Raw genomic sequence first — 17,208 nt, 5'->3', positions numbered from 1 at the left:
TAAAATGGCAAACCAATTAGAATATGAAGAGATCAAGTTAAATGAACAAAAATTAAAAAGCTTCATGCAACTATGTGGAATATCAGATGAAAATAAAATGAAAGCAAATTTAGTGCTTATTGATTTTAATGGCGAATTAATAAAGTGTATCGCGAATCAAGACATACGATTTGAGAAAAGTACATATTTGCATGAACAAGGTGAACTGAAAATTATTTCTTTTGTAAATGACCAAGATATATTTAATGAATTAAGATTGCATTATAGTGCACACATTAATTATCAAGTGATTGATTTAAATGAGGAAAGAAAATGGTTAAGGATAACAAATGAAGATGAAAGAGTATATTTTTACATTGAAGGGGTATGAGTTTATGAGTTCATGAGCCAACTATGGCTCTTTTTTTGTTTGGAGGCGAAGTAATGTATGAGTAAGAACGATGATAAACCGAAGAAGAACAAACCAAAAATACTAACCAAATATGATCAATTCGTTGTCCCTCGGCTCAGAGATATCCCTGTATGGGTGCGTGAAGGATTAACGGACGATGAGATTGCCAAACGACTTAATATTCACATTTGGACACTTGGGGATTATAGACGGAAGCATCCGAAATTTGCTGAAGCGTTAGAACGACCGACCAAATGGGAAACGCATGTATATCCACGTTTGGCTGAAATTCAACAGTGGTTCCAAGAAGGTGTGGACAGTGGTGTAATTGTTAAAAATCTCGGTATAGCTCCTGCTACTTGGTATGAGTATATTGATAAGCATCCGATGCTTGCTGAATTAGTTAAATGGAGCAAGGCTGTTATAATATCTACGGTGGAAAAATCACTTTTGAAGGCTGCAACTGGTTATGAATACGAGGAAATTCGGACAGTGGTTGAAGAGGATAAAAATGGAAAAAAGAAGACTCGAATTGAGAAGGTGAAACGCCATCAGCCTCCTAATCCGACAGCGATGATATTCTATTTGAAGAACCGTGCTCCGAATGAATGGAATGACCGCCGCGAGGTTATCATCGATACAAAAGCTGCTGAGCTCGAACGGAAGCAACTCTTCCTTGATATGATAGAAGCTGATGTAATTGATGCCGAGTATGAAGCTATCGAAGAATTCAGTCACACTGAGGAAGGCTTCGAAGAGTCGGATGCATAAGGTTATGTCGTCAGTAATTCGATAGATAAACGCCAGTTTCAGCCCAATAATTGCCCTAAAATAGCCCATTTTGAGTGCATAAGAAATGTTATGCAATGAGTTTACTTTCTCCCCCACCAACGGTATGATGTGACAAACAAGCGAAAGGTGGGGGCATAATGCCGTATTTACAGGGGTTTGAGGCACATTTACGCAGTAAGGATCGGAGTGAGAACACGATATCCTGCTACTTGAGAGACACGTTAGCATTCATGGCTTGGTATCGAAGTAAGACGGAGTATGGGTTGGATAAACTGATCGAATTGGATGGGGTAGAGTACAAGAAAATCCTTCAACGAAGCGATCAAGCGATACTGACTATAAACCGAAAGATAGCCAGTATGAACGTATTCTGCCGCTGGATGCTCAAACAGGGTTATATAAAGGAAGAGATACATGTTGAAGCGGTCAGGAATAAGGATGTTCGGCAATATAAAGGGCTAGAGGATACGGATTTGTGGAAGCTACGCAACGAGATTCACCGACATGGTAACAGGATGCATATTTGTATGATAGAGTTGTTGATAGGAACAGGCATCAGAGTAAGCGAATTAGTCGGTATCCGGCTGAAGGATATAGAATTGAGCGAACGCAAAGGGTTATTACGGATACTCGGTAAAGGGAATGCCCAACGAACGCTTCCTATTAATAAAGATGTACGTAAAGCACTCACTCGATACTTAGAGGTTAGGCTAGAAAGCGAGTCAGAGTATCTTTTTATCGGACAGCGCGGCGCATTTGAGCGAAATGCGGTCAACCTGATCTTAAAAAAGTATGGTAATCGAGTAAATGTGAAGGTGACTCCTCATATGCTCAGGCATACGCTGGGGTATAGGCTAGTGAAGAATACACCGTTGACGACTATTCAGCAAATACTTGGGCATGATCATGTTTCAACGACTAATATCTACACTTTGACAACTGAAAAGGATATGGCTGAAGCATTGGCGAATATTGAGTGGTAGAGATACCGCTCTTTTTGTGCTTGATGGGGGAGGGGTACTTCTATATTGGAAAATCAAGCCGCCAGTAGGGGATATACAAATTTTTGTAGTGATTTTACAGTGAAATATACTAAAGGAGGAATAGAAATTGGAAAACTTATTTCCAAGTTTGAAAATTACTATAAAGGGTGAAGGTAAGGAAAAAGATAATGATAAGGATTTTTTTAAGGAATGTAAAGAAAAAAACACAGAACTAATTGATGGTTTCTCATCAAGTTATTTGGAAGAAAAAGAATGGATTGAAAATCAGTTTCAAGAATTTAAACATGGTTGCAATCACAGTATTCACAATGAATTGTCTAGATTTTATAAAGATCGATTTGAAAATGCATACATATATGCATCTGGCATAGTTCCGGGATACCCTCGAAAAGAGGATATTACTGATTATATTATCTCTTCAGACTTGGAACAAATTGAAAATACGATGAATAATATAATACAAAAGAAAATCGAGGGGATTGCATCGGGGTTTAGAACACTATCAGATTTAAAGATTGTCTATGAAGATGATAAGGAATTACAATACAATGACATTAGCCAATTAAGTGCAAAGATTCTTAGTTATTCAACTGATATTTTGCAGAAGGTTAAGCAAAATTATAAAAACAGAAATTTTGATCTTATTTGGTTTATTGTTGAAAGAAACATACAATTTTATAATTATACATATGATGGCATGGAAGATAGTGGGGGATGGTGATTCAACGTAGACTTTATTTTTAACTATAACTCAGGTGAAAGTTGAAGGGAGTAAATGCATTATTAATAATATGATAAACCAAGAACAACAACGCCAAACCGAATTACTCAAGCAATACATGGAGAAGCATTTCAAACCGCAAAAAATGAAGCAACTAATCGAAGCATTCACTTTCTCGGAATTACGAAAACTTATAGCCGAAATGGATATCGAGTATTTTGCTCTCTGCTACTTCCCGAAATATTTCGACCGCCAATTCGGCCAATTTCATCGTCAACTATTTGCTGAATTAAAACATATGCTCTCCAATACTGGACTGATAACGGCTTTCGGACTCCCACGGGAACACGGAAAGTCAACGATCAGTTCTTTTTTATTTCCACTGTATGCGACTCTCTATGATAAATCGCAGTTTACACTCATAATATCGGCAACAGAAATTATTGCCCTCCCCTTCTTGGATATGATCAAAGATGAACTTGAAACGAATACGATGCTGATTGAAGATTTCGGAATCCGCAAAGGTAGCCGTTGGAACAATAATGAAATATGGCTAAGGAGTAAAAGTGGCTTAGATTCCTGTATTATGATTCGTGGAGTAGACGGTTCCTTACGAGGTATCCATTACAAGCATTATCGTCCAACTTTGGTTTTACTCGATGACTTGCTCAAGGATGATACTGCTAAATCGGAAACCAAACGTGATCAGATTAAAAGTACATTCACTGATGTGGTTTTGCCAATCGGAACGCGAGACACTAATATTCTCATCTGCGGCACAATATTAAATGAAGAAGATATCATGGCTGATTTGCTCAAGGGTAAGATACCAGGAGTCAGAAGCATCCGCAAAGCAGCAGTTGTCCAATTTTCGGATCGAGATGATTTATGGGCAGAATGGGAAATCCAATATAACAACCTTCAAGACGAGGATAGGATTAACACAGCCCTGTCTTTTTTTAATGCCCATAAATATGAGATGTTGGAAGGTACTGAGATACTTTGGCCGGAGTATCTTGAGTACTATTATTTAATTTGTAAACGTCAAGCTATGGGAATTAATAGTTTTCAGAAGGAGCTTCAGAATGATCCACGCTCAACGGACGATTACATATTTCAGAACATCATGTATTGGGATCGATTGCCAGAGTTTGAAGAGATGGAGATTGCCATGTATATTGATCCTGCGATCAAAGCTGGAAAGAAGAACGATTATTCAGCGATTACTATTTTAGGTCAGCATCGTAAGACTAAACAGTTGTATGTGATTGACGGTAACGTGTATAAACTGCTGCCAGATGATTTGTTCCAAGTGGCTGTTGAAAAGTTGCTCCTCTTTCCTGTCGATAAGATTGGATTTGAGACGATTCAAGCACAAAGTTACATGAAGCAGAAGTTTGAAGAGGAACTCTGGAAGGCGAAAAAGTTTACTCCTGTTGAAAGTGTGAATAGTCGAGGACAGAAGCATGAGCGGATTATTAGTTTAGAGCCTGATGTCAAAAAGGGACATATCTTGTTTAATGTAGATAATATTCGCTATAACAACCAAATGAAGGATTACAATCGAAACTGTAAATATGACGATGCTCCAGACAGCTTATATGGTGCCGTACAATTAATCCAATCCGTTAAAAGTCTTAAGTTTTATGATCGGAACTTGTTGTTTTAAACACAATGTCCAATCACAAATATGAACATAACACAACAATCACAGTCTTGATTTACTAGAGGAGTACTTGTGCTATAATCCCTTAATGAAGGAGTGATTCTGTGAATACACTTGTAAAAGTAAGTGATGTGCATGGTGCGGTTTGGCTGGCAGCATTAATTATGACATACGATGAGGTAGTCATTAAGAACAATAAGAATCGAGAAGCTCAGCTGCGACAATCTGATATCCAACGACTAGCAGATAAGCTATGTACAAAGTCAGTGCAATCAGCGAGAATCAGCCAATGGTGCAATGGGGATCACCCAGCTAGTTCATATAATTATTTAAGGGCTTGTAGAGACAAATTTAGAAGATTAACGAGAGTTGGAGAATTTTCTTTTATGAAAGAATATCCGGAGCACTTGTTAAATATGGATGATATTGTATACGCTTTGAATGAAAGTGATCAACAGATTAAATATCGCGAATTATTTGAATGGTATACTAGTTTTTATTCAAAAGCAGATTTTGTTAAAGAAAATTACCCGAATAATATGAACACTTTTACTGGCAATCATAGGACTATAAAAGTAAATAATGAAATTCATGAAACAGCCGTTCGTCAAATCATTCATACTGCTGATAATTACATAATAAATGCTGCCTTTAAAAAAGTGCATATTCAATATGAGTATTTGAATAAAGAGGATTTATTCTCGTCCCTGAAAAACAAATCAGTACTGGAAACATTGGAGAAACCAAGATATTTAAAATTCTCAACTTATGTAATGAATAAATATCCGAATTTCTTGAAATATGGTATTGGAGATTTTTTGTTTTATTTAAAAAATGAGGGGGATAGCTTTTATAAACTTCTTCTAAATAAATATGGGGATGAAAAGTACTGCAAGTTTAAAATTACTGATAAATCTGTTTTGAATAAAAAGGGATTATACTCATATACAGTGAATGGAACGATAATGTATATAGGTCGCTGCAAAGATAGTTTTTACAAAAGAATTAATACTGGATACGGAAATATAAGTCCTAAAAATTGTTATTTAGACGGACAAGCTACCAATTGTCACATCAATAGTATCATTAACCAATTCAGTGATAACATTGAGTTATGGATTGCAGAATATGAAGATGAATTGTTTATATCAGATATGGAAGTACAACTAATAAAGGAATATAAGCCTGAATGGAATATTGCTTTAAAATGATCTCAGTTTACAAACATGCCTTCACAAAATTGGTGTGGGTTTTTTACTTATGAAAGGAAGCGAAGCAATGCAAGTAAATGAATCACTAATTATACAGTGTCTATCTGAATTGAATCAAATAGCTTTAACCAAGCAAACATACTCCAACTATTACAATGGAGATCACACCATTCTAAAAGACTATGCTATGCAAGAAAGCCGAAGCAACCGAAAGCTGATTTTCAATTATCCAAGGAAATTCGTTGACAATGAAGTGGGGTACATACTAGGGAAGCCAGTGAATTACGTTTCCAAATCAGATAATGATGAAGTCGTACATAAGCTCGATCTGAACATGAGCCATTGGGAAAAGGAACACAATATTAATCTTCGGAAGCAGAGTGAAATATATGGTGAAAGTTATGAACTGAATTATCTGGATAGTGATGGACAGTTCGCTTCAACAGTATTAACTCCACTTAACGCTTATGTGTTGGAGGATGGAACAGCAGATCGTAATGTACTGCTGGCTATTCACAAGTTTACCCACCGATTCGATGATAAAGTTTACTTGGATGTATATACGGATAACGAAATCCTACACTATGAATTGATAGGCGATAAGAAAAATAGTCTAAGTAAGCAGAGTAAATCACCAAAACTCCAATATATCGGCAAACACAATCACATCTTTGGAAGAGTACCTGTCATTTCTTGCCCAGCGAATACTGAGCGGAAATGCGGCTTCCAAGATGTGATTTCTTTGTTTGATGCCTATAATGCGCTTAATTCGGATTTGGTAAATGAAATCGCTGATCATCGTAATTCTTATCTGGTTATTGAGAACGCCAAGTTAGAAGAAGAAGATTTACTGAATATGAAGAAGATGGGCATCATCCAGGTTCCTGTTGGTGGTAAAGTAACATGGCTGATAAAGGAGATCAATGATTCGTTTGTTAAAAATGAACTGGATAATCTCGAACATAAAATTTATGACATGATGGATCAGGTGAATTTTAATGAGAATTGGGCAAGTAATACGTCTTCGTTAGCATTAAGGAATAAGCTGCTTAATCTAGAAAATAGAGTAGCCATTCGTGAGGCCATGATGGAGAAAGTGATTAAGAACAGGCTTCGAAACTTTTTTACCTATCTACAGAAGAAAGAAGGCATCCAATATGATTATCGAGATATCGCTGTTAAATTCACGAGAAATCTTCCAACGGATTTGGTGGGATTGGCTGATGTTATCGTAAAGTTACAAGATGTCTGCTCGAAGGAAACGTTACTTACTCTGCTTCCCTTTGTGGAGAATCCGAAGCTTGAGCTAAACAAATTCCATGCAGAACAACAACGATTAGCTGATGGAACTGGAGAGTCTACACATGCAGAATAAAAACAAGATCAAACAACTCGTCAAACATAACTGTGCCTCTTATCTGGGAGAGAGGCATGGGATCTCGAATTATTGTTGCTGGAAGGATGGTTCATGTACATTTTTTGATCAGGACAACCTTATTCCTAGCTGTCGATATTTTGAAAATGGAGTGCTACCAACAGATGAGAAATTGGAACGTGATTATAAGTTAGAACGGAATATGCATGTTGATAGACAGATAGCGAAGCCAAAGGTTAATTGTAAGAAATGTGGGACTACATTTGAGGCGAATTCAAATAGGCAGCATTATTGTGAGAAATGTAAGAAAAAGAATCCGTAATGACAAATCAAAATTATGGATGCGGGAGATACGACAAAAACAAGCTTGATGTTGTTCTTTAGGGGTATCCAAAAACCATATAAATCAAGGCAAAAATTTAGGTAAAATGAGGAGTTGGTATGTTTGTACCTTTTCCTCGTTTTTGCGATTTCTAAAGCACAACATCATTGTCCTGAGCATGACACTAAACTACTACATCAAAAGAATTACGTTTTCGGTTTCTAGGAGTCGAGAGGGTAACAAAAAAGGAGAAGATGAATATGGATTTGGAACAAGTGAAACAATTTATCGAAGCAAATGGCACAACAGATGAAGTGAAGGCGTATCTTCAGGGTTTGAATCCCATCAACGTTGAAGGTATCGAGCAATTCATTCAATCCGATAAGGAAGCCAAGAGTTGGTTCGATAGCACAGTAGATAAACGAACAACCAAGTCGCTGGAAACGTGGAAAGCGAATCAACTTGAAGGATTGTTGGATGCTGAGATTAAGAAACGCTTCCCAGCCAAAGATGAAAAAGAAATCGAGATGGAGAAGCTTCGTGCCGAAGTGGAGAATATGAAACTAGAGAAGCAGCGTGAACGACTAACCAGTCAAGCGATTAAAACTGCATCTGAAAAGAAACTTCCACTACAATTAGTGGATTTTTTTATAGGTGCAGACGAATCGACAACGACAGCTAATCTGACTGCGTTTGAACAGTCACTTCAATTGGCGGTTCAGCAACAAGTTGAACAAAGGCTTAAAGGTGATGGATATACACCTCCTGCTGATTCAACAGGTAAAACTTTCACACTTGATGCTATCAAGGGAATGTCCTCCGATGAAATCAACAAGAATTGGGATCAAGTCAAACTAGTATTACAAAACAACAATAAAAAATGAAAAGGACAAGGTGAATAATCATGGCAGTAACAAATTTTATTCCAACAATATGGAGCGCACGTTTAAATGAGAGCTTTAAGAAGAATTTGGTCTATGGAAATATTGTGAATACCGATTACGAAGGTTTGATCGCTGGTCAAGGCTCAACGGTTAAAATTAATTCGATTGGAGCAGTAACTATTGGTACGTATGATAAAGCAACTGGAATTGGCAATCCGCAGGAGTTGGATTCTGCACAAAAGACGCTAACCATCGACCAAGCAAAATTTTATAACTTTACCGTGGATGATGTCGATGCAGCTCAAGCCAATGTGGATTTGCTAAGTGGAGGTATTGTGGAAGCATCTTATGGTTTGGCGAATGTGGTGGATCAGTACATCGCAGGATTTTATACCGAAGTAAAAGCAGGAAATACAATCGGAAATGATACAACGCCTATCGTTCCGACTTCAGCAACAGCCTATGATTTGCTTGTGGATTTGGGTGTTATTTTGGATGAAAACGATGTGCCGGAAGGGGATCGCTTTGTTGTTGTTCCTGCTTATTTTTATGGCTTACTTATCAAAGATCCTCGTTATACGAAGGATGCAAATGTGATGCGTACAGGATTTGTCGGCAGTATTGATAATATGTCAGTGTATAAATCGAACAATGTACCGAATACAGCAGGTGTAAAATATAAAATTATTGCTGGACATAAGAGTGCAATCTCTTTTGCTGGTCAAGTAGATTCGGTTGAAGCTTACCGTCCAGAGAAGCAATTTTCTGATGCGATCAAAGGACTTCAAGTTTTCGGAGCTAAGTGTATCAAGCCAGAAGCCATTGCTGTATTGACTGCCAATAAATCTTAATTAAAAAATACATAGAACAAGTGGGTATCCTTAACTGGATGCCCTTTCTCAATTTAATGGAGGTGGAATATATGTGGTTCAAGAACAGAGAAACTGGAATTCAATGGGACGTAACAGATGAGGAATTAATTAAACGACTAGAGAAGAACGCTAATTATGAAATAGTGGTATTAGAAAAAGCTGAAGTAATAGAGTCGCCTCAAACAGTCATCACTAAAAACGTGAAAAGTCCTGAAAAGGAGCAAGCAAAATGAACGAGCAATTGGAATTGTTGAAGCAACTATTGGGAATCGAGTCGATTGATATTTCCAGGGTTGATATCCTCACTCACTATTTGAAGAAAGCCAATAACATTATCCTTGGCTATTGTAACCTAGATATTCTACCCACGATATATGATGATGTGGTTGTCGATTATGCCATGTACCTTTACAAAAATAAAGATTCCGAGGGAATAGCTCAGAAACGTGAAGGAGAAAGAAGTGCTACTTATGAATCGGGTATTCCGCAGAGCATTCGATTTGCTCTCCCATTGCCAAAAATTAAGGTGGGGTATTAGTCATGTTCAATGATACGAAACTGGAGATTTTAGAATCTGTAAATTTGACGACTATAAAAACGATTTGTGGAGATGTTCAGCCATACATAAAAAACTATACATTTGAGGACGATATTTCGCTGGAAGTTACGCATCGAGCCTTTTGCGATAAACACTCCGAGCTGGAACTATGCCGATATATACGGATTGATCATCAAGTTTACATCATATTGGATTTGAAAGAATGGAGCGACCATATGGAACTATATCTATATCGCTGTAAGCCGGATTTGTATAGGAGGGGATGACAATGACGAGAAGTATAGAACCGATGATGGACTTCTTCCTTCGGGAGAAAGGTGAACTTATACATATAAACGGTGTGCAGCAGACTGCTCTCATTCGGGATGCGGTCGATAAGATTTCAGCAGCAGATGAAAAGATAATCCGCGCAGCAACTCCAATACAAACTGGCGATTTTATTGATTACCGTAATGCGCGATATTTGATAACAAGCGAAATTGACCATAATGGACAATCGTATCGCAGCAGGATTCGAAAGTGTAATTACACCATCGCCGTTAACTGGAATGGCAATGTGAAATGGTTTGATGCCATTGTAGAGGGAAAAAGCTTTTCTGTTGACGCTGGCATAATGATATCGATGCCGGAAGGAACCATCCATGTATATCTCCAAGACAACGCGGATACAAGAGCTATTACACTTAGCCAACGTTTCTATAATACACACCAGCCATTTAAAGTGGAAGGCATTGATCGAACCGTTAATGGAATCATCAAACTAAGCTGCTCGTTGGGCAGTATTTCTACTCCATATGATGATGTGGAAAATAACATGGCAGACCGATGGAAATATGAAATCTCTCATACATACGCATTGACTATAGATAATGGATCGTCAGCCAATGTAATGATTCATGATATTTTACAATTGAACTGTACAGTTACGGATGATGGTGATCCTATATCAAATCCATCCATTACATTTTCATCAAGCGATCCAAATATGGTTAGCATAGATAACCAAGGTAAGGTGATGGGGATTGAAGTTGGAGAAGCCACAATTACCGCGAAGCTAACCTATCATCCCAATGTTCAGGGTGCTATTGAGATTAAAACTGTTGAAACGATGACTCATACATACACCATATCCTTAACAGGCAATCCAACTATTAAAATTGGACAAAGTACATCTTACACTAGCCACATTTATGATAATGGAACTGAAGTGTTCGATCAGTCTGTACAGTGGAGTTTGCGAAACCAAGATAACTCGACCCCGATTATGGGAAGTATCACAGCCAGTACAGGAAACAGTGCAACGATGAAGGGTGGCAGCAGTAGTGGATATATCAACAAATACATCGTATTGACTGCCGTGCTTACGAGCGATCCTACGATCACATTAGAAAAGACGATTCAGCTCAAAAGTCTATTTTAACATTCTTACATATCGGCTTGCCCACTCGGGTAGGCCATTTTTTATTTCAATTAAAAGGAGCCTATACATATGAAGAAATCAATTGATTACATGCTCAGCGTGAGCCTATTAAAGCAACTGAAATCACAAAATTTAATCACCGATGAAGAGTTTGCCGAGATTGATTTGTTGAATAAAAAGTCCTTCAAAAGCCCGTAAAATGGGCAGAAATGACTTGATGATGTGCAGAAGTAATCGTAACATGTGACAGTAAAAGGAATATATCTGAGGGGGAATAGTATGGGTAAAGTATTGAAGAAGGTTGTTGTTGTACCGATTAAATCATTGGAATTAGTCGATGGGATCGCACAAACAGCAAAGAAAAGAGTAGCAGCTTATTGTCGGGTCAGTACGGATTCTGAGGAACAACGTGAAAGCTACGAAAATCAAGTCCGGCACTATACACAACATATTAAAGGCAATTCAAATTGGGATTTGGTAGAAATTTTTGCTGACGAAGGTATATCCGGCACGAACACCAAAGATCGAGTACAATTCAAACGGATGATTGAAGAGGCGAGAGCTGGTAACATCGATTTGATTCTAACAAAATCGATATCGAGGTTTTCTCGGAACACGATGGACTTGTTAAAATATGTAAGGGAACTAAAGAGTCTTGGGATTGCCGTATTATTCGAAAAGGAAAATATTAACACGCTGGAATCCTCTGGGGAAGTATTTCTAACCATCTTCAGCTCGATTGCCCAAGATGAAAGCAGGAATATATCGGAGAACTCCAAATGGGGCATTCAAAAAGGATTTGCAAACGGAAAGGTGCATTGTAATACCACGCGATTTCTTGGCTACGATAAGGATAAGGAAGGCGAACTGATTATTAACGAAAAGGAAGCTGAATTAGTACGCCGGATTTATGAGGAGTATCTGGAGGGTAAAAGTTATCAGGCGATTGCGACAGGATTGATGCGAGATAAAATCAAAACGGTAACTGGAAGCGATAAGTGGTGGGATTCCTCCATTACTATTATTCTGACGAACGAGAAATACTATGGAGCCTTACTCCAGCAAAAGACAGTCACAGTCGATTTTCTAAGTCATAAGCGGGTCAAGAACCATGGTCAAGAACAGCAATACTTGATCGAGGACAATCATGATCCGATAATTTCCAAGGAAATGTTCGAGGCTGTACAGAAGGAAAAAGTTCGCCGCGCACTCCTCAAGGGTAATATCATGGGTGATCGAAAGAAATACTCCAGCAAGTATGCGTTTAGCGGTAAAGTATTTTGCGGCTGCTGTGATGCAAATTTTAAAAGGCGAACATGGAACAGCAATAATATTTCCAAGAAAGTCGTATGGCAATGCCGAACCTATGTCAATGAAGGCAAAGATGCTTGCGATGCAAAAGCAGTGGATGAATATGTGTTGCAGGATGCTTTTGTACGAATATTCAATCGGATGCATGAAAACAAGGATGGATTTATACGAACATTGAATGCTAATATTGAAGCGATACTTTCCAAGCGAGAAGGGCATGAATCGCTGATAAAAGTAGAGCAAAGCATCGAACAGCTAAAAACGGATCTCAAGGGATTGGTTAACCTGAAGCTTCGGGATAATATAGACGAGACTGTATATAATGAGGAAAACGCCAGAATCACCTCCGAGTTGGATAAGCTCCGGCAGAAGAAAATATTGCTTGAGAAAGATATGGATCAAAAAGCTCAAATCAAGAGTCGAGTAAACGAAATTATACAGGTAATGAATGCGCGGCAGGATTTACTTGAACATTTTGACGATGAACTATTTAACGCGTTGGTAGAGAAGATAACCATTCTCTCACCAACGCGTTATTTATTTACCTTGAAAAGCGGGCTGGAGATTGAAGAACTCAAAGGGTTGGCTCCAGCCTGTAACATGAATAGATGATAAGACAGATGGCATGGGAAGTCCATGCTGTTTGATCGTTAAAACTCCAGACGATTTTCTTTTAGATAGCGGTTAATTTCCTTGACCATCCCCATGCCATCCTTGATTCCACGCAAATAAAGCCATTCCTTTTCAGCCGAATGCTGATATTGAACAGTACCTTCCCATTCTAATAAAACACCAAGAGCCGATTCCACCTGATTTTTCAAATCCGATAGTATTATTGATGATTTCTCGATCAATAGAGCGATATGTTCCTGTCACTCGACAGTTAGTGATAGTTCATCAAACCTCTTGTGTAAACCTTTCACTAGCCATTTCAGCCAATCTTCCATAGTACCATCCCCTCCCGATGTTTGAGTGTGCGTATGTTAATTTTGATGGGAGGGGATGGCAAGTTGGTTAGTGATTTATTTTTTCTACAATTCCCCCTAATTTTCAATATATACTGCGAAATATTACATAACTGTGGTACAATATTACTATTCTTTATATAGGCTGGGTCTTTAGAAGTAATTTGAGCTATTCAAAAATAGATGTATTAAATAGTGGTTCCACTAAATTGTAAATCCTAAGGAGTATTCAGTATATCATTAACAGTATATTTGGTTTAAGTGCTAAAGTATCTTGTAGATTCTGTAACAAGTACACTAGCCAATATCATGCTTATGGTTGACCTCTTAGGGATACCTGTTAAGGTAAATCAGAAACCAAGGATTGATAGGGAAAAAAGTAGTTATAGCACATCGTCAAGTAAGATACGCGGCGGGATTAGCTGGAACAATTTAATGATGAACTTATTTTCGTGTTATATGTATCTATAGGACCTTGATTTTGACAAATCGTACCATAACACTTTTTTATTGAATAAATCAAAAAAATAGGATAATAGCAAACCTAATCGAAAGATAGGGGCGCAAAGCCACGGGTCTTCTGCAGAAATTGCAATGATAGCCGGGTTACCCTTAAGTAGAGCGGACACTATCTAAGGGTAGTGTCTTTTGCTTTTCTATAATAACAAACTTATGTAAAATGGCATCATAGAAAAAGGAAGTGAAAATGGAAAATGGAAAAGAAATATAATATAAAAAAAGACGAAGTTTTAACAACCAATAACAAAGAAGAATTAATTGAAATACTTAAAAGAAAAAGTAAGAGCTTTGAGTTAGCTCAAAAAATAGCCAACGTGGGGTATTGGGAGTATGACCAATTGCTTGACAAGGTTTCATGGTCTAAACAAATGTTTATTATATACGGTTTCGATAATGATCTAACGGTAAAGCTGGAAGAAATTTTTGATTTTATGCATCCTGATGATCGAGAACGAGTATTTGAAACATTTTCGTTATCTGCTGAGGCTAAAACACCATATGAAATTGAATATCGAATAGTCCGTCCGAATGGGGAAGTACGATATGTTGTCGAGAGCACTGAATTTTTCTCCAATGAGTTTAACGAGTGGTATGGTGCAATAGGTACAATCCAGGATATAACGGAGAATAAAAAACTTCGGTTACGTTTAAATGAGGAAGAACAATATTATAAGTCATTATTTGATAATAATCCGGATGCTGTTTTCTCCTTTGATCTTCGAGGGAATTTTTTATCATGTAATTCAGCACTTGAAGAGAATTTTGGGTATTCAAAAGATGAGCTATTAAATGTGAATTTCGAGCGTCTTGTAGAACCAGAATCTTTGCAAAATACACAAAAATACTTTATGGATACAGTAAGAACACTCTTACCACAAAATTATGACACGAAAGGTATTCATAAAAATGGAGAAATTATAGAATTTATTGTTACGAATATTCCTATCATCATAAATAAAGAACTTGTAGGCATTTATGGGATAGCTAAAAATATTACAGAAAAAAAAGCTATGGAGCGATCTCTTCTAGAAGCGGAAACTAAATATCGTAGTATTGTAGAACAGTCCATAGTCGGCGTATTTATTGCCCAAGATGGACTATTTGTATATACGAATCCGGAATTAGACAGAATGTTAGGTTATAACTCCTTAATAGGTCTAGATGTAGGGCAGACAATAGATGTCAATGATAGAGTCGCCATTGCTAGTCGGATTTCAGCTCTAACTGAAGGACAATCCATTCAGAACCTCAGTCACAGGGCGATAAAACAAGATGGTACTATTATTATAGTGGAGGTTCATTATACGAAAGTACTTCATGAGGGAAAAATAGCGACTGTAGGTACTGTTTTGGATATTACAGATCGGAGGAAAACGGAAGAACTTAATCAATACTTAGCCTACCATGATTATTTAACCGATCTTCCAAATCGAAGGATGTTTGAGGAACAACTGGACAAACAATTAATAGTGGCTCAATTTTATAATAAGAAACTAGCAGTGCTGTTACTTGACTTGGATCGTTTTAAGTCAGTTAACGATACTCTTGGACATTCTATTGGTGATGCTTTGCTAAAGCAATTTGCAAATAAGTTGCAGAACTGTTTGGATGATGGTCAAATAGTTTATCGCCTTGGTGGTGACGAATTTTGTATTGTCCTATCCGAAGTGGAGAGTCATAGTGAAGTAATGTTTCTTTCGGATAAAATTATACAAATAACCAAAGAACAATTTATTATTGAAGGTTACGAGTTACATATAACGGCGAGTGTTGGTATCAGCCTTTCACCTTTCGATGGTTTGACTGTAGAGAGTTTACTCAAAAATGCGGATACAGCTCTTTATTTTTCTAAATCGCAGGGAAGAGACCAAGCTCAATGTTATTCCTCTTCTTTAAACGTTCAATCGTTTAAGCAATTTACTTTAGGCAACGATCTTCGAAAAGCATTAGAGAAAAAGGAGCTATTCCTACAATATATGCCTCGTGTAGATGCCGAAACTACACAAATTCTTGGGGCAGAAGCCTTAATTAGGTGGAATCATCCTGACTGGGGACTTGTTTCTCCAACAGAGTTTATTCCAATTGCAGAGGAAACAGGACTCATTGTTCCCATCGGCGAATGGGTATTGCGTGAAGCCTGTAGACAAAATAAAGAGTGGCAAGACATGGGACTCCCTCCAATCACAGTCTCGGTCAATTTTTCAGTACAACAGTTATTGAAACAAAATATATTACAAGTTATCGATGAAATCGTTGAAGAGTCAGGAATATCGCCGGATCGGTTAGAAATTGAGATTACAGAGAGTTCCTTCATTAGTAATGAAAAAGAAGTGACCCAACTGCTGGTTGAGTTAAAGAAACGGAAAATAAAAGTTTCACTTGATGATTTCGGTACTGGTTATTCTTCTTTATACTTACTTAAAAGTTTATCTCTGGATGCGATTAAAATTGATAAATCATTTGTTGAGGAGATTCTAAATGATCCGGTTAATAAAAGCATTATTGAATGTATCCTGAATTTAGCCAAAGCGCTGCAAATGAACGTTGTTGCTGAAGGTGTAGAGAATGCTGAACAATATACCTTTTTAAAGGAACAAAAATGCAACGAGATTCAAGGGTACTATTTCAGCCGTCCTATTGATGCAGAAGAATTTGTGCATTTATTGAAGAATAAACAATTATTAACTCAATCATTGAAGACAAAACAAGAGAAATTGATTGCAAACCGCAGAGGATACTTTCGGGTTGATCTTAAAAATCCATTGGTGGCAGGAATGACCATTTCCATGTTTAAGGGAAGGAAGGTTGATCTGGGCAGTACAGAAGTGTTTATAACTAATATAGGTCCAGGTGGATTGAAGTTTTTAATGGGAGTCAAATTACCTGTTAATGATGACATTATTTTGAAATTTAAGACGGAAATATTAAATCAAGCCTATGAGCTTCACGGGAATATTGCCTGGATTAACGAAATTGAGGCTGGCGATGTTTATGAATACGGCATTCAATTTCAAATTGAAGAAAATGAACAGTTAGAATTGGTCAAAAATTTAAATTTACTAGCTATCAAAATTCGTGAAGGAGTTCCATCCCATACACAAATATTCATTGGGGACCCAGTAAATGTAATTAAAGAGCAGAAAAAGAAATTACAAAAATAATAAAGATGACAGGATAGCCGTTTTAATTTACTTAG

At 37.4% G+C, this 17,208-nt stretch carries 17 protein-coding genes and 1 riboswitch; of the genes, 16 read left to right on the top strand and 1 reads right to left on the bottom strand.

Annotated elements, in window-relative coordinates; all coding sequences use genetic code 11:
* Positions 1-4: 4 nt before the first annotated feature.
* The 15 genes from G9U52_RS07335 (at position 5) to G9U52_RS07275 (ending at position 13,140) form a co-directional block, all read left to right on the top strand.
* On the top strand, positions 5-370 hold the full coding sequence (locus tag G9U52_RS07335) for a hypothetical protein (RefSeq protein ID WP_166147789.1): 366 nt from the start codon (positions 5-7) through the stop codon (positions 368-370).
* A gap of 57 nt (positions 371-427) precedes the next feature.
* Complete coding sequence (locus G9U52_RS07330) at positions 428-1,162, top strand: transposase (RefSeq protein WP_166147787.1); 735 nt, start codon at positions 428-430, stop codon at positions 1,160-1,162.
* A 158-nt stretch (positions 1,163-1,320) separates the two neighbouring features.
* A complete protein-coding gene (locus G9U52_RS07325; RefSeq protein ID WP_166147784.1) occupies positions 1,321-2,166 on the top strand; it encodes a tyrosine-type recombinase/integrase in 846 nt (281 codons plus the stop codon).
* Positions 2,167-2,293: 127 nt separating this feature from the next.
* Positions 2,294-2,908 (top strand): hypothetical protein, encoded by a 615-nt coding sequence (locus G9U52_RS07320; RefSeq protein ID WP_166147782.1) that lies wholly within the window; start codon positions 2,294-2,296, stop codon positions 2,906-2,908.
* Positions 2,909-2,978: 70 nt separating this feature from the next.
* The gene (gene terL, locus G9U52_RS07315; RefSeq protein ID WP_243767184.1) at positions 2,979-4,577 is read left to right on the top strand and encodes a phage terminase large subunit; all 1,599 of its coding nucleotides are present in this window, start codon (positions 2,979-2,981) and stop codon (positions 4,575-4,577) included.
* 101 nt (positions 4,578-4,678) lie between these two features.
* Positions 4,679-5,785 carry a GIY-YIG nuclease family protein gene (locus G9U52_RS07310; protein ID WP_166147780.1) on the top strand — a complete coding sequence of 369 codons (1,107 nt, stop codon included), beginning with the start codon at positions 4,679-4,681 and terminating at the stop codon, positions 5,783-5,785.
* A 67-nt stretch (positions 5,786-5,852) separates the two neighbouring features.
* On the top strand, positions 5,853-7,160 hold the full coding sequence (locus tag G9U52_RS07305; RefSeq protein ID WP_166147778.1) for a phage portal protein: 1,308 nt from the start codon (positions 5,853-5,855) through the stop codon (positions 7,158-7,160).
* Entirely contained in the window at positions 7,129-7,482 is a 354-nt protein-coding gene (locus G9U52_RS42175) for a cysteine-rich VLP protein (RefSeq protein ID WP_512699205.1), read from the top strand. The genes G9U52_RS07305 and G9U52_RS42175 overlap by 32 nt, the downstream gene beginning before the upstream one ends.
* Positions 7,483-7,742: 260 nt before the next feature.
* Positions 7,743-8,366, top strand: a complete 624-nt coding sequence (locus G9U52_RS07300) for a DUF4355 domain-containing protein (RefSeq protein ID WP_166147776.1) — start codon at positions 7,743-7,745, stop codon at positions 8,364-8,366.
* A gap of 20 nt (positions 8,367-8,386) precedes the next feature.
* The gene (locus G9U52_RS07295; RefSeq protein ID WP_166147774.1) at positions 8,387-9,217 is read left to right on the top strand and encodes a phage major capsid protein; all 831 of its coding nucleotides are present in this window, start codon (positions 8,387-8,389) and stop codon (positions 9,215-9,217) included.
* A 71-nt stretch (positions 9,218-9,288) separates the two neighbouring features.
* Positions 9,289-9,471: a hypothetical protein gene (locus tag G9U52_RS07290; protein WP_166147772.1), complete on the top strand. Its 183-nt coding sequence runs from the start codon at positions 9,289-9,291 to the stop codon at positions 9,469-9,471.
* Positions 9,468-9,776: a phage head-tail connector protein gene (locus tag G9U52_RS07285; protein ID WP_166147770.1), complete on the top strand. Its 309-nt coding sequence runs from the start codon at positions 9,468-9,470 to the stop codon at positions 9,774-9,776. Before G9U52_RS07290 ends, G9U52_RS07285 begins: the two co-directional genes overlap by 4 nt.
* Positions 9,777-10,065: 289 nt before the next feature.
* On the top strand, positions 10,066-11,217 hold the full coding sequence (locus G9U52_RS07280; RefSeq protein ID WP_166147767.1) for an Ig-like domain-containing protein: 1,152 nt from the start codon (positions 10,066-10,068) through the stop codon (positions 11,215-11,217).
* Between the two features lie 69 nt (positions 11,218-11,286).
* A complete protein-coding gene (locus G9U52_RS40820; protein WP_279538564.1) occupies positions 11,287-11,415 on the top strand; it encodes an SHOCT domain-containing protein in 129 nt (42 codons plus the stop codon).
* A gap of 81 nt (positions 11,416-11,496) precedes the next feature.
* A complete protein-coding gene (locus G9U52_RS07275) occupies positions 11,497-13,140 on the top strand; it encodes a recombinase family protein (protein ID WP_166147765.1) in 1,644 nt (547 codons plus the stop codon).
* Between the two features lie 38 nt (positions 13,141-13,178).
* Here the strand turns inward: G9U52_RS07275 and G9U52_RS07270 are convergent, their stop codons facing one another.
* Complete coding sequence (locus G9U52_RS07270) at positions 13,179-13,349, bottom strand: hypothetical protein (protein ID WP_207952828.1); 171 nt, start codon at positions 13,347-13,349, stop codon at positions 13,179-13,181.
* A 671-nt stretch (positions 13,350-14,020) separates the two neighbouring features.
* Positions 14,021-14,107, top strand: a riboswitch (cyclic di-GMP riboswitch).
* A 99-nt stretch (positions 14,108-14,206) separates the two neighbouring features.
* On the opposite strand from G9U52_RS07270, the gene G9U52_RS07265 reads away from it, so the two are divergent.
* Positions 14,207-17,173 carry an EAL domain-containing protein gene (locus G9U52_RS07265; protein ID WP_166147761.1) on the top strand — a complete coding sequence of 989 codons (2,967 nt, stop codon included), beginning with the start codon at positions 14,207-14,209 and terminating at the stop codon, positions 17,171-17,173.
* Positions 17,174-17,208: the final 35 nt, after the last annotated feature.

This window comes from Paenibacillus agricola (genome assembly GCF_011440305.1).
Taxonomy (GTDB): Bacteria; Bacillota; Bacilli; order Paenibacillales; family NBRC-103111; genus Paenibacillus_S; species Paenibacillus_S agricola.
This window is presented reverse-complemented; position numbering and strand designations above follow the sequence as displayed.